Annotated in this window: 16 protein-coding genes; 4 read left to right on the plus strand and 12 right to left on the minus strand. The window is 46.3% G+C overall.

Going from position 1 to position 12,086, the window contains the following annotated elements; genetic code table 11:
- Positions 1–10: 10 nt before the first annotated feature.
- Together RXV91_RS05345 and RXV91_RS05350 are read right to left on the minus strand one after the other, a co-directional pair.
- A complete protein-coding gene (locus RXV91_RS05345) occupies positions 11–331 on the minus strand; it encodes a carboxymuconolactone decarboxylase family protein (RefSeq protein WP_316439007.1) in 321 nt (106 codons plus the stop codon).
- Positions 332–364: 33 nt separating this feature from the next.
- Positions 365–763, minus strand: a complete 399-nt coding sequence (locus tag RXV91_RS05350) for a cupin domain-containing protein (RefSeq protein WP_316439008.1) — start codon at positions 761–763, stop codon at positions 365–367.
- 172 nt (positions 764–935) lie between these two features.
- On the opposite strand from RXV91_RS05350, the gene RXV91_RS05355 reads away from it, so the two are divergent.
- Positions 936–1,370 carry a MerR family transcriptional regulator gene (locus RXV91_RS05355; RefSeq protein ID WP_316439009.1) on the plus strand — a complete coding sequence of 145 codons (435 nt, stop codon included), beginning with the start codon at positions 936–938 and terminating at the stop codon, positions 1,368–1,370.
- Between the two features lie 172 nt (positions 1,371–1,542).
- On the opposite strand, the gene RXV91_RS05360 is transcribed toward RXV91_RS05355, so the two are convergent.
- The 3 genes from RXV91_RS05360 to RXV91_RS05370 form a co-directional block, all read right to left on the minus strand.
- Positions 1,543–2,805, minus strand: coding sequence for an ArgE/DapE family deacylase (locus RXV91_RS05360; protein WP_316439010.1), 1,263 nt, complete (start codon positions 2,803–2,805; stop codon positions 1,543–1,545).
- Positions 2,806–2,885: 80 nt separating this feature from the next.
- A complete protein-coding gene (locus RXV91_RS05365) occupies positions 2,886–5,477 on the minus strand; it encodes an FtsX-like permease family protein (protein WP_316439011.1) in 2,592 nt (863 codons plus the stop codon).
- The gene (locus tag RXV91_RS05370; protein WP_316439012.1) at positions 5,471–6,172 is read right to left on the minus strand and encodes an ABC transporter ATP-binding protein; all 702 of its coding nucleotides are present in this window, start codon (positions 6,170–6,172) and stop codon (positions 5,471–5,473) included. Before RXV91_RS05370 ends, RXV91_RS05365 begins: the two co-directional genes overlap by 7 nt.
- A 171-nt stretch (positions 6,173–6,343) precedes the next feature.
- Here RXV91_RS05370 and RXV91_RS05375 point away from each other — a divergent pair, with 171 nt between their 5' ends.
- Entirely contained in the window at positions 6,344–6,496 is a 153-nt protein-coding gene (locus tag RXV91_RS05375) for a hypothetical protein (protein WP_003642135.1), read from the plus strand.
- A 179-nt stretch (positions 6,497–6,675) separates the two neighbouring features.
- Here RXV91_RS05375 and nth read toward each other — a convergent pair whose 3' ends face one another.
- Together nth and RXV91_RS05385 are read right to left on the minus strand one after the other, a co-directional pair.
- Positions 6,676–7,326: an endonuclease III gene (nth, locus tag RXV91_RS05380; protein WP_003642136.1), complete on the minus strand. Its 651-nt coding sequence runs from the start codon at positions 7,324–7,326 to the stop codon at positions 6,676–6,678.
- A gap of 138 nt (positions 7,327–7,464) precedes the next feature.
- Positions 7,465–8,085: a sugar O-acetyltransferase gene (locus tag RXV91_RS05385; RefSeq protein WP_316439306.1), complete on the minus strand. Its 621-nt coding sequence runs from the start codon at positions 8,083–8,085 to the stop codon at positions 7,465–7,467.
- 192 nt (positions 8,086–8,277) lie between these two features.
- Here RXV91_RS05385 and lepB (RXV91_RS05390) point away from each other — a divergent pair, with 192 nt between their 5' ends.
- Complete coding sequence (gene lepB, locus RXV91_RS05390; protein WP_316439013.1) at positions 8,278–8,895, plus strand: signal peptidase I; 618 nt, start codon at positions 8,278–8,280, stop codon at positions 8,893–8,895.
- Between the two features lie 89 nt (positions 8,896–8,984).
- Positions 8,985–9,608 (plus strand): signal peptidase I, encoded by a 624-nt coding sequence (lepB, locus tag RXV91_RS05395; protein WP_316439014.1) that lies wholly within the window; start codon positions 8,985–8,987, stop codon positions 9,606–9,608.
- Positions 9,609–9,766: 158 nt separating this feature from the next.
- On the opposite strand, the gene RXV91_RS05400 is transcribed toward lepB (RXV91_RS05395), so the two are convergent.
- The 5 genes from RXV91_RS05400 to RXV91_RS05420 form a co-directional block, all read right to left on the minus strand.
- Positions 9,767–10,234: a hypothetical protein gene (locus RXV91_RS05400; RefSeq protein WP_316439015.1), complete on the minus strand. Its 468-nt coding sequence runs from the start codon at positions 10,232–10,234 to the stop codon at positions 9,767–9,769.
- A complete protein-coding gene (locus RXV91_RS05405; RefSeq protein WP_316439016.1) occupies positions 10,206–10,703 on the minus strand; it encodes a GNAT family N-acetyltransferase in 498 nt (165 codons plus the stop codon). Before RXV91_RS05405 ends, RXV91_RS05400 begins: the two co-directional genes overlap by 29 nt.
- Positions 10,700–10,951 carry a hypothetical protein gene (locus tag RXV91_RS05410; protein ID WP_316439017.1) on the minus strand — a complete coding sequence of 84 codons (252 nt, stop codon included), beginning with the start codon at positions 10,949–10,951 and terminating at the stop codon, positions 10,700–10,702. Before RXV91_RS05410 ends, RXV91_RS05405 begins: the two co-directional genes overlap by 4 nt.
- A gap of 34 nt (positions 10,952–10,985) precedes the next feature.
- On the minus strand, positions 10,986–11,291 hold the full coding sequence (locus RXV91_RS05415) for a hypothetical protein (protein WP_316439018.1): 306 nt from the start codon (positions 11,289–11,291) through the stop codon (positions 10,986–10,988).
- Positions 11,292–11,384: 93 nt separating this feature from the next.
- Positions 11,385–12,023: a phosphoglycerate mutase family protein gene (locus tag RXV91_RS05420; protein ID WP_316439019.1), complete on the minus strand. Its 639-nt coding sequence runs from the start codon at positions 12,021–12,023 to the stop codon at positions 11,385–11,387.
- Positions 12,024–12,086: the final 63 nt, after the last annotated feature.

A 12,086-nucleotide genomic window follows, 5' to 3' on the forward strand; every position in this document is an offset into this window, starting at 1 on the left:
ACTGCTCCTCCTATTCACCGTAAACTTCTTTAATCAGTGCCATTGCTGACCACGCCTTAGGCCACCCCGCATAGAAGGCCAGGTGGGTAACCATTTCAACGGCTTCATCCTTTGAAATCCCATGATCCTTGCCCATCTTAAAATGCGCCTTTAATTGTGGAAAATCACCACTGGTCATTAAGCATGCAATCGTAATCATACTCCGATCATGTAAACTTAGTGCGCTTTCGCGTGACCAGACTTCACCAAATAACACATCATCATTTAATGCGGCAAATTGTGGTGCTAATTTGCCTAAATTGTCGCGTCCTGCGGTTTGTTTAACTGCCATAATAACTTCCTCCTTCAATCACTGCTTTAACGTTTATAATTTTGCGTAGGCTTCATCGTCAACTGGTTCGAGCCATTCGCTAGTCCCCTTAGTAATCGCGATGTGGGCAAACCAACTATCCTTAGTTGCACCATGCCAATGCTTCACACCAGGATGAATTGTGACCACGTCGCCGGGATGCATTAACTGGGCTGGTTTACCAGCCTCTTGATACCAACCTTCACCACTCGTTACCAATAAGATTTGGTAGCCATTATGATGGATATGCCAATTATTCCGACAGCCGGGTTCAAACGTCACGTTGGAAACATTCACGTCAACCTGGTCATCACCGGCTAAGGCGTTCAGGTAACTTTGACCAATAAAGTATTGTTGGTAAGCCTCATTCTTCACACCTAAACCAAATAAACCACTATTATTAGTTGTTGTCATAATAAAAACACTCCTTAATTATTTGCTTGTTAACTTATCGATGAATACAGCTTACAACTTAAAGTACACTTTAAGTCAACAATAAAGTTTAAACTTGCTAAAATAGGATTTCGTGGTATTGTTATTGCTAAAGTTACTTCAAATAAAAGCTTGAACAAAGGAGATTTTCACATTGACAACTACCACCACTGAACGTTATTCGATCGGTGACTTCGCTAAAGCCGTTGGTCTCAGCGCTCCCACGCTACGCTACTACGAAAAAGCGGGCTTGATTGAACCACATCGCTTAGACAATGGCCGGCGCTATTATGAGACCGCCGATATTAACTGGGTCAAATTCTTATTACATCTTAAAGGAACGGGTATGAGTATTAGCGAATTGCAACAATACGTTACCTGGCGCGCAGCCGGCGACGACACGATTCCCCAGCGATTGGCACTGCTCAAGCACGTTAAAGCAGACTTTCTCGTCCAGTTCAACGAGGTCCAACATCACCTACAGATTCTCAACGACAAAATTAATTGGTATGAAGAAAAGGAAGCTGGTATTACCCAGGATCACGAAGATTTTGCAAGTTACTTGCAACGGTTTGGGCATCACGAATAACCTGAATAACGCACAACCGTCACCACAATCATTATTAAGTTAGATACACCGAGGTTCAGTCGCCTTGCTCAAAAAAAGTAATAGTCATTTCAAGAATCAATTCTTGAAACGACTATTACTTTTTTTGAAAGCATTTTTGGCATAATTTAATTCACGATTATTAACGTTTCCGTTAAGCCAGCAATTCCGTAATCATTTTTTGATAAATCTCGATGAAACGCCCATACATATCTAAATCAACGTATTCATTAACCTGATGCGCCGTAATATTGCCGGGTCCGAAGACGATCACTTGCATATCGGGACTCTTCACAATATAAGACGATGCGTCCGTCCCACCAGGAGCGCCAAAGTACGGGAGCCGTTGTTGTAAGACTTGTTCCCCAACCTGCTTCGCCAACTGGACCAACTGGCTATCTTCCGGCGTATGCACTGGATAGAACGAACTTGCGATGTCCATCGTTAAGTTGGCACCATCGGCATTGCATTCAGCAATGATGGCTTCCAAATCCTTAATCAAGCGGTCATTCCGTAATTCTGGAATTGTCCGAATTTTAACTGACATTTCGGCACTGGCTGGGACGGTATTGATCTGTTCACCACCACTGATTAACGTTACGACGGGCACGGTTGGACCCAATACGGGATTAACGATAGTCTTGAAACTGTCAAAATAGGCGGTTTGCTTCTGATAGTAAGTCATCAACATATCGATGGCATTTTGACCAATCGTTGGCATCGAGCTGTGGGCCGCCACCCCTTGTGCTTTAATCGTATAAGTCAGTGAACCCTTATGCGCTAATTCGATAAAGTGTTGTTCGGTCGTCGGATTCGCGTCCGCCATCCGTTGCGCCGTGTCGCCGTCAACACCTAACATGGCTTGAATCGACTTAGTCAGTAAAAGTTGTTTGTCCGCACCGCTTGGTTCCGCACAGATTAACGTTTGAATATCATCGGCGTAACCGAGTTCCGTCAATTGTTCAGCGCCTAAGTGGTCGACTTCTTCTCCCACAGTTGCGAGTAACCGCACCGTGCCATGGAGTGGGATGTCCTGATCGTGCAAGGCAATCATCGCGAAAACTTCAGCCATTAGTCCAGCCTTCATGTCCGTCACACCGCGACCATACAACCGATTATCCTTAATAGTTGCTGCCAACGGGTCCGTGTGCCATTTATCTGCATCACCCAACGCCACCGTATCTTCATGGCCATCCAACGCGACGACTGGACCGTGACCATCACCAATTTCGGCCACCAAGTTCACCCGCCCGGGAGCGTACTCGATTGATTGTGCTTCAATACCATGTTGTTTTAAAAGTGTGACCAAATAATCCGCCACCAATTGCTCATGGTTATTTACCGTATTCATTTTTACAATATCGCTTAATGCCTGTACAGCAGCTTCTAACTGTGCCGTTTCTGCCATGCCATTCATCCCCTAGTCATCCTTAATTAAACTGTTCCAATCAATTTAATTATACCACTTCGGCTACCATTGGCCGTTGTCAGACACGTTTAATCGACAGATTTCAGTGCATCCAGCATATTGACTCGCTTTAACTTACGATGCATCATTCCCATGACTAATAAACTAAAGGCCAGGGTCAATAATGCCGCGTAAACGTAACTCAACGGATGAATCGTTGGTGAAAACATTAACGCGTTCGTTTCAGCCGTTTGCAAGATATATGCGTGCAACCAGTTGCCCAAGAAACAACCGGCAATAATGCCTAAAACCGTCAATATCAGATTTTCACGGAAGATGTACATCGTCACTTCGCCGTCGTAAAACCCTAACACTTTGATCGTTGACAATTCCCGAATTCGTTCAGAAACATTAATATTCGTTAAGTTATAGAGCACTACTAGCGCTAGTGCCCCCGCCGAGATGACAAAGATCAAGACGACTAAGTTCATGCTATCCAGCATTTTAAAATTAGTGGCTTTCTCTGTACTCATCAGTGTCACGTTCTGAATCCCCGCCTGTTTCAATAGCCGGTCCGCATAAGCATTTTCTTGCTTTTTCGTTGCCTGCTTAAACCGGACATAGTTCGTGTTATATACTGGTGCCTGCTTGAAGACACGTCGATAATAAGTCGGACTCATATAGATAAAATGATTGACGTAATTTTCAGCCACCGCACTGATGTGAATCCGCTTAGCCGTTTGCCCAGCCAACTTGATCGTTAAATCATCGCCCGCCTGAACGCCATATAACTTAGCTAATTTTTCATCGATGACCGCACCGCGATTACCGATATGAATGGCCTGATGACTTTGTCGGTGCCGTAATACCACGAACTTGCTTAGCGATTGGTGGGGTGCCGGGATACCGAGCGTAGCCGTCTGTTCTGCTACCCCGGACTGTTTGACCGTCACCTGCTTGGCCTGTAATTTCAAACTAGCCTGGTAAAGTTGACCACGACTGAGTGCTTGCCGTTGTTGGTCCGTTTCGTTCCCACTACGCGTCACCACTGCATCGTAGTGCCACAATTCGTTAAATTGCTTGACGCTAATATCACCAATGGAATCCTTTAAGCCAAACCCCGTAATCATCATTGCCATGCAGCCCGCAATACCGAGCACGGTCATCAACAACCGTTGTTTGTAACGAAACAGATTACGAATCGTAATTTTATGATTAAAGCTGAGATGGCGCCACAACCACCGCCAGCGTTCCAATAACAAGGTCTTACCAGCCTTAGGTGCTCGCGGTTGTAAGAGCTGCGCCGGTAAACTGTTTAAATCCACACGGAGCACGACCAGTGCCGTCCCTAACGTGCACAACAACGCAATGGCTAAGGCGATACCAATGTCCATCCAAATGTATTGAACGTTGATGGCGGGCAAATTATACATACTGCCATAGGCCTGCGCGATAAACCGCGGGAAGAAATTGACGCCGAACAGGACGCCTAGCGCGGTCCCAATCAGCGCGGCTAAACCACCATAAATCATAAACTCGCTACCAACCGCGGTATTCGTATACCCGAGGGCCTTTAACGTCCCCATCTGTAGCCGCAATTCTTCAACCATCCGCGTCATCGTCGTTAGACAAATTAACGCGGCAATCGCAATAAAGAACAGCGGAAAGACAGTCGACAGTGCCACGACTCGTTGCGTATTTTCGTGATATTCTGTGTAACCCGGATTATCCGTACGGTCAGTGTACAAATAAGTCGGCATTGTGATGGCCGCGACCTGGGCCTGCGCGCGCTTCAACTGACTTTGTAACTTGACTAGTTGTGCCGTTCCCGCTGGCACTTGACTCGCAAGTTGCTGGGTCGCCTGCTGCAATGGTTTCAGCTTAGCCTGGGCCTGGGCTTGTAATGCCTGCTGCCGCTTACGCGCTTGTGGTTTTAACCAGCGTTTGAGTTGCGCGGTGTTCTCGCGATTTAAGCGCCGATACTTCGCCGTGTAGGGGGTGACGCCCCGCAAATTCTTGAATTGCACGTCAATGCGCGTTATCACACTGGACCTAATCACCTGCGGGCGAACATAGACCAAGTAGTCCAAAGTCCCTTTGCCAACGTTGGTGACGCCTCGATTCGTATTTTCAACATATGTTGGTGAATTGACAAACCCTACGACCTTGAATGTTTGCCGCGTGAACTGTGCATTGCGCTTAGCCGTACTGCTAATTCGATACGTTGAACCGACTTTTAGCTTCGGCTGCAATCGCTGTGCTTGCGCGTCTAACACGATCTCATTGGCATGCCGCGGTAACCGTCCCTTAACGATCCGTAACCGATTCAGTCGTTGGGTTGTCGGTAACGCCATCACCCGCACAACTTGACTATTGTTCAACTGATTAACATCAACGTAGCGTGTCGCTTGGTAAGTGAGCTGTGAGCGGTGCTGATTCAGTACTCGTGTATCGGCCTTAGTCAGTCCCAATGTCGACTGGACACTATTAGTCGCTAGTTTTTGCTTCGCATAATAATCATTAGCCGCCTGCGACATATCCGGACCAGTCGCCCGAATTCCCGTATAAAAAGCCACCCCTAAGAAAATGATCAGTAATATTGAAGCAAAACGGGCTTTCGATGACCAAATCTCACGCATAATTGTTTTAAAATAAGCTGCTGTCATCGCTGCACCTACCATTCAATCTCAGCCAAAGGCGTTGGATGAGCATTATGCTCAACCGACTGCACTTGAGCATCATTGATACGAATGACTTGGTCACCCAACTTCGCAATCGCACTATTATGCGTCACAATAATGGCCGTTGTCTGCGTCTGCTTAGCTGCATCTTGAATCACCTGTAAGACTTGCTTTCCCGTCTGATAGTCGAGCGCACCAGTAGGTTCATCACAGAGTAATAATTTGGGATTTTTGGCAACTGCCCGCGCAATTGCGACCCGCTGTTGTTCGCCACCGGACAATTGGGCGGGAAAGTTATCCGCTCGGTGCGTCAGCCCCACTAAGGCTAACGTCTCGTCAACATCGCGGGCATCCTTGGTGATTTGTGACGCCAACTCGACATTTTCACGCGCCGTCAAGTTCGGAACCAGGTTGTAGAATTGAAAAACGAACCCGACCGCTTGCCGGCGATAGGTCGTTAATTGCCGTGAGTTGAATTGCGCAATGTCCACACCATCCACCAGTACACGGCCGCTCGTAGGGCTGTCCATGCCACCTAAAATATTGAGTAACGTGGACTTACCCGCACCACTTGGGCCTAAAATCACAACGACCGCGCCCTGGTCAACTTCAAATGAAATATCACGATTAGCAACGGTGACCTGCTCACCATTTTTAAACTGGCGCGTTGCCTGCTGCACTTCGATGTATGCCATAATTTAGCCTCCTATATGTAATCGGTTACTATTATCATACCGTATTTTCAAGATTCACGGTTAGCATTTAAGCCACCGCTTGCATTTTTCCTCGCATTGCTCGTACAATGACAACAGTCACTGACACTGATAATTCCAGTGTTATCACCCGTTATCCGAGGAGGTCCAACTATGATTGCCCAAGCCATTGCGACTGTTTTAATGCTAATTGTTTTTATGTTCGGTTTTACTTACTTTCTGAATAGCCTATTTTTCAGACGCATCGAAAAACACGACCGTGAACAAACTAAAAAACGCGAACATCAAGACCACCACTCGTCTTAATGCTCGCGTCAGTACGTAATTATGTTAAAAATAGGACTGCCAGTTAAGGTCAAGGGCAGCCAATTTCGGCCTGTCGGAAAAGAGGTTGTTTAGCGTACCCTGGCTTTGATTACACGTCTAGCAAGACTTACAAGCAGTTCTACCAATGGCTAAAACATGCTCGCTGTCGCCCCACGCTACTAGATCAACGCTTCATTTTCCTCATTCAACTTGTCACAGTCAATGATCAATTGACAAACTTCTTTGTCTGGCGTCAACTTCATCGAATACTTCCGCCCATATTCAATCATCGTGTGATGGGCTTGATGTAATTCTGCCGGTGCCAACACACTCACGATTTTTTGTTCAACTTGTAACGGCGTCGCGGTCTGAGCGACAAAGTGCAAGCGTTTCGAGATTGCCGAGACGTGTGTATCGACAGCAAACGTCGGTTGTTCAAAAACGTCACTCAATACCACGTTGGCAGTTTTGCGGCCCGCACCTGGTAACGCCATGATGCCTTTACGATCGGTAGGCACGACATCGGCTAATTCTTCATGGACAATGCGCGCCGTTTTAATGATGTTGCGGGCCTTATTATGAAATAATCCGACGCTCTTGATAATTGCTTCCACATCCGCAACATCGGCAGCCATCAAGTCCTTTGGTTCTGGATACTTCTCAAACAGCACCGGCGTCACCTTGTTAACCGAGACGTCGGTCGCCTGAGCGCTCAGAATTACTGAAATCAAATACTGAAACGGCGTCCGCGAGTCCAGGGAAGGTCCCACTGGTCCGATGTCTGCTTCCATTTGGTGAATTGCCCACACGATCTGATCATCTTTTAGCATTGCGCTTACCGCCTCTTTCTTATCCTTTTTCTAAGTTAATTTTAAGGCTGAGGGGGTGTAATGTCTATTATTAAAAATATCGCGGCCTTATTTCTAATCCAAACTTCAATGACATGAACACAGTACCATTAATTTCTATCAATCATCATCACGATCAGCAAAATAGGCGGCCCGTTGCCGAGCCCAATATTCATGGTCGGCGGTGGTGATTTCTCGTAAGACATGGCAAGGATTGCCGACCGCAACCACGTTATCCGGGATATCATGAGTAACCACAGAACCAGACCCAATCACGACATTACTCCCAATCGTGACACCCGGATTAACGACCACGTTGCCCCCAAACCAAACATCGTGTCCAATCGTAATTGGCCAACCATATTCAAGTTGTTCAGCACGAATGGCGGCGTCAATGGGGTGACCCGCCGTATACAAGCCGACCCGCGGTCCCATAAAGACGTTATCACCAATCGTTATCCGCCCCACATCAACAAAAATCGCATCGTAATTGGCGTAGAAGTGCTTGCCAATCGTCGTGTTGCTCCCATAGTCGGTATGAAATGGCGGTTCGATATAGCCCCCGTCACCAATTTTGTTGAACATTGCCGTTAACAATCGTTGCCGTTCTTCTGGTTGGGCTTCGGTTGTTTGATTAAATTCCCGTACTAACTGTTTGGCACGATGATTTTCACGTCCTAATTCTGGATCATCAGCAACGTACAACTCACCCGCCAGCATTCGTTCTTTCTGTGTTTTCATACTCCCAGTTCCTCCCATCAATCGCATTTCACTTTCACCAGCATAGCACGCAATTGTCACCATGAACACGCATTCTCGAAAGCAATCGCCCCCATTTTGAGTATCGTTGAACTTTTAAGCTTTTTTATACTGCGAAAAAATCATTATCGTTTATAATGAGAGGTATACACACAATTAAGGGAGTTTTAACCATTGAAAACATTTAAAAGCATTATGAGCTGGGTGGTTCCGATTGCGATTGGCTTGATCATCGCCCTACTGATTCGTCAGTTCTGGTTTACTATGGTCAAAGTCGATGGGACTTCGATGCAACCGAATTTACAAAATAACGAACGCGTCGTAGCTTTTAAGACTAGCAAAATCAAAGCAGGTTCCGTCGTCGTCTTCAACGCCTACGGACTCGATCCGAACCAGACCGACAAAAACGCCGTTTATGTTAAGCGGGTCATTGGGATGCCTGGGGATACGATCCGCTACACAAGTTCCGGTAAACTTTACGTGAACAACAAATTAGTCAAGCAAACCTATCTCAAAAATAAGTATCAACAAACGACTGGGTCCTTCATGGCTAATAGTCACAGCAAGTTCACTGGTTGGACACTCAATAGTTTGAGCCATGATCAAGGCTGGGCCAAGTCCGTGACCAACAATACGGTGCCGAAGGGTTACTACTTTGTCCTTGGTGATCACCGGAGCGTCTCTAACGATGGCCGTTACTGGGGGCTCGTTCCTAAGAGCAAGATGATTGGGGTCGTCAAAGCATGGCCATGGCAGAACCGCAAACAATATATTAATAACTACCAACCTTAAGATTTGAACACCTTATCAGCAAATCGTTAACTGCGACTTGCTTTTTTGTTATACTGAAAATATTATTTAAATAATAAGGAGTCTAATCAATGACCACCAAAGTAAAAGTTGTCCTTAGTTGGCTACTCCCCATCATAATTGGTCTGATTATCGCACTTTTGATTCGCCAATTCTGGTTCACAGTAGTAAAAGTGGATGGTAATTCCATGCAACCAAACTTGCAAAACAATCAACACGTGGTCGCCGTCAAAACTAGTACCATCAAACGTGGTAGTGTCATCGTCTTCTACGCATACGGCGTCGATGCCGCCCAAGCTGACCACAACGCCGTTTACGTCAAGCGAGTCGTAGCAGTTGGTGGCGATAAAGTCCGTTATACACATGCTGGTAAACTATACGTCAACAATAAGCTAGTCAAGCAAACTTATCAGCCTAATCATTATCAACTCACAACTGGGTCTTATATGGCCAACGCCCACAGCCAATTTACCGGCTGGACATTAACCAGTTTGAGCCATAATCAGCCAGCTTGGCAGGTCACCGTTACCAACAACCGGGTCCCTAAAGGCAGTTACTTTGTCCTTGGTGATCACCGGAGCGTCTCTAATGATAGCCGTAATTGGGGATTTGTCTCCCAAAACAAAGTCATTGGCGTTGTTAAGGCTTGGCCGTGGCAGAACCGGCAACAATACATCAATCATTTTCAAAATTAACAAATAAACGAATCAACAAAGTTATGAACAACTTGTTGATTCGTTTATTTGTTAACCAGACTTTTATCCACAGTTAATAACTTAATGCCGTTATCCACAGTATCTGCATAAGTCTTCAATTGATTTGATCAGCTTTCTGAACAGATTATCAGCTCCGACTATTTTTGGCGCTGACGCCAATCCTGGACCCCAAAATACCCACAAATAATTGGGCTTAAAGGAACCAAAATCACTGCCATCAAAATATTCTTAAAGAAGTTGATAAAGCCATCCATGAAGTCACTCTTAGCCTCGACTTGCGGCGTTAATGCGGTTGGAACAGGTTTGGGCTTTGTCCGCTTGGCCGCTACTGACCATGGTCGGCCAGAGTCCTGAATGATTTGCTCATCGTCTGGTCGCGTTGACGGTGTTTCCTTGGGTTGTTTACGCCAGACTCGAAACACCCGCGGCCAACGATACTTCACAATTGGAAACAGCACGAGCGCACAAATAATACTGTAAATGACGAACGGATTCAATTCTAACACGATCCGATTGACTTCCTGACGGGCCGTAAAAAACATGATAATGAAGACGGCGATTGCACCGTAAAACCAACTAATTAGTAAATGACTCGTTTTCCACACGTTGTGCCACCTCCCTGGTTGTTGACATACTCAATCGCACCATACTTTTACACTGCAAGCCAGCTTCATAGATCGGGTCTGGATAGTTATCCACAAAAAAGTTGACCCACACCGCAATCATCTCAAAACCAGCGTGTTGATAAATCGCTAGTTGCCGCAACGATGAATTACCAGTGCCAATTTGCAGTTCATCACAGGTTGGCGCTGCTTGGCAGACTGCAATCGCCGTTGCTAGTAGGGCCTTAGCAATGCCGCGATGTTGATAGGCGGGCGCCACCGCAATATTTTTAACTTCCCACACCCCGGTTGTGAGCGTTGTTAACACGACAACCCCCACCACTTGTCCATCTTGTTGATAACCATAACATTGGCCTGTCGATAAGTACGCTGTGACCTGTGCCCAAGATGGATCGGCTAATAACAGTAAATCCCGTGGAATTTGAGCTGCCGCTAGCGGTTGAATTTTCATGACTGCCCCCTTTGATGCCGTTGATAGCCGTTACCCCAACAAACATAAGGAATGATGACTGCAATAATTGCTAAAGCATACTCGCGCACCGTTAAGTTCATGGCATTGACCACGACAAGGTACGCCAAAAAAGCCGTCCATAAAACCGGAACGATACCGCCGACCCAAAAGTAGCGACTAGCCGTAAACAGGTACTCTTCTAAGATAAAGATAACAATTGCAATAACACCTAAAATTAGTAATTGCATGGTGCCACTTCCTAACTTGTGATTAACTCAGTGACTACTGTTTGTTCAACTGTTGTAACATATCCACAAAACGTCCGATTGTTAAGTTGGCGACATCTTCATCAGAATAGAAGATAATCATTTGAGACCGTTGTTCTGGGGATAAGTTCGCTTGGGAGCCAAAATAAACTAGGTAAACGTCCGCACTATGATCCGTCAAGCTATGACCGTAATCCGTATCTAACGTGAAGTTGAAATCTGCGCCCAATTGTTTTTCCATGGCAGCCATGAAAGCTTGCACATCCGCAGTTGCAACCGTCTCTTGGCCCGCTACCATACTCGTAATAACATTAACTTGCATTTTAAAAACCCCTCGTTTAAATTTTAAACTCAATTTTCACAGTAGCGCACTTTTGCACAAACCGCAAGCCGCTAGTTGTCCACAGTGGATAACTTATTCCGTGACCGGTACAGTCAACTTATCCCCAGTGTAAACCATCGTTGTCACCACACTTGGTGCCAATGCCTGTCTCGTTGCCGCACGACCAGTTGCGACGTAATGCATCATTCGCAACGTTGCGCCGTCCACAATCAACAAGACCTGACCATGATCAGGCGTTGCCGCCATAACCTGTTGTAACCCCTTCTGGTAGCGATCCCAGAACTCCTGACCACTTTCCGCCAGTCCATCCGCATCGTGATCATGCAACAATGTCTGTAGCTCACTGGGGGTCTGATCCGCGGCAAAAGCGGCTACGCTCTGATAACCCAACTTAGTCGCAAAGCCTGACCAAACCGCCGCACGTTCAGTTCCTTCAAAGCCACCATAGAATGGCGCACGTAACGCGACTACCGTTCGCAACTTAACGGGTTGTGCTCGTGAATCTAAGATAATGCGCGCAGTCTGAATCGCCCGACTCGTATCACTAGCGAAGGCGGTATCAAACGTTGTCGACGCCAACTGCTGCGCAACCTTGGCCGTCGCTTGTTCGCCAGTCGCCGTCAACGGCGTGCCGCTCCAACCCTGGAACCGGTCAAGTTGATTAAAGTACGTTGCTCCAGCAACGACTAAGTGTAAGGTGATTGATTTCATGGTTAATTCTCCGTTAGTTTTTTTAGATTATTCAACTATTTTAGCATAAAAACTTGGCCGGAC

This window comes from Lactiplantibacillus sp. DA1 (assembly GCF_032681335.1).
GTDB lineage: Bacteria > Bacillota > Bacilli > Lactobacillales > Lactobacillaceae > Lactiplantibacillus.

Coding starts and splice junctions, on each gene's coding strand:
- nth (WP_003642136.1), bottom strand. CDS start 7,326: ATGCTAAAAGATGATCAGATCGTGTGGGCAATTCACCAAATGGAAGCA.
- RXV91_RS05345 (WP_316439007.1), bottom strand. CDS start 331: ATGGCAGTTAAACAAACCGCAGGACGCGACAATTTAGGCAAATTAGCA.
- RXV91_RS05385 (WP_316439306.1), bottom strand. CDS start 8,085: ATGAAAACACAGAAAGAACGAATGCTGGCGGGTGAGTTGTACGTTGCT.
- RXV91_RS05405 (WP_316439016.1), bottom strand. CDS start 10,703: ATGAAAATTCAACCGCTAGCGGCAGCTCAAATTCCACGGGATTTACTG.
- RXV91_RS05420 (WP_316439019.1), bottom strand. CDS start 12,023: ATGAAATCAATCACCTTACACTTAGTCGTTGCTGGAGCAACGTACTTT.
- RXV91_RS05360 (WP_316439010.1), bottom strand. CDS start 2,805: ATGAATGGCATGGCAGAAACGGCACAGTTAGAAGCTGCTGTACAGGCA.
- RXV91_RS05415 (WP_316439018.1), bottom strand. CDS start 11,291: ATGCAAGTTAATGTTATTACGAGTATGGTAGCGGGCCAAGAGACGGTT.
- RXV91_RS05410 (WP_316439017.1), bottom strand. CDS start 10,951: ATGCAATTACTAATTTTAGGTGTTATTGCAATTGTTATCTTTATCTTA.
- RXV91_RS05375 (WP_003642135.1), top strand. CDS start 6,344: ATGATTGCCCAAGCCATTGCGACTGTTTTAATGCTAATTGTTTTTATG.
- RXV91_RS05365 (WP_316439011.1), bottom strand. CDS start 5,477: ATGGTAGGTGCAGCGATGACAGCAGCTTATTTTAAAACAATTATGCGT.
- RXV91_RS05350 (WP_316439008.1), bottom strand. CDS start 763: ATGACAACAACTAATAATAGTGGTTTATTTGGTTTAGGTGTGAAGAAT.
- lepB (WP_316439014.1), top strand. CDS start 8,985: ATGACCACCAAAGTAAAAGTTGTCCTTAGTTGGCTACTCCCCATCATA.
- RXV91_RS05370 (WP_316439012.1), bottom strand. CDS start 6,172: ATGGCATACATCGAAGTGCAGCAGGCAACGCGCCAGTTTAAAAATGGT.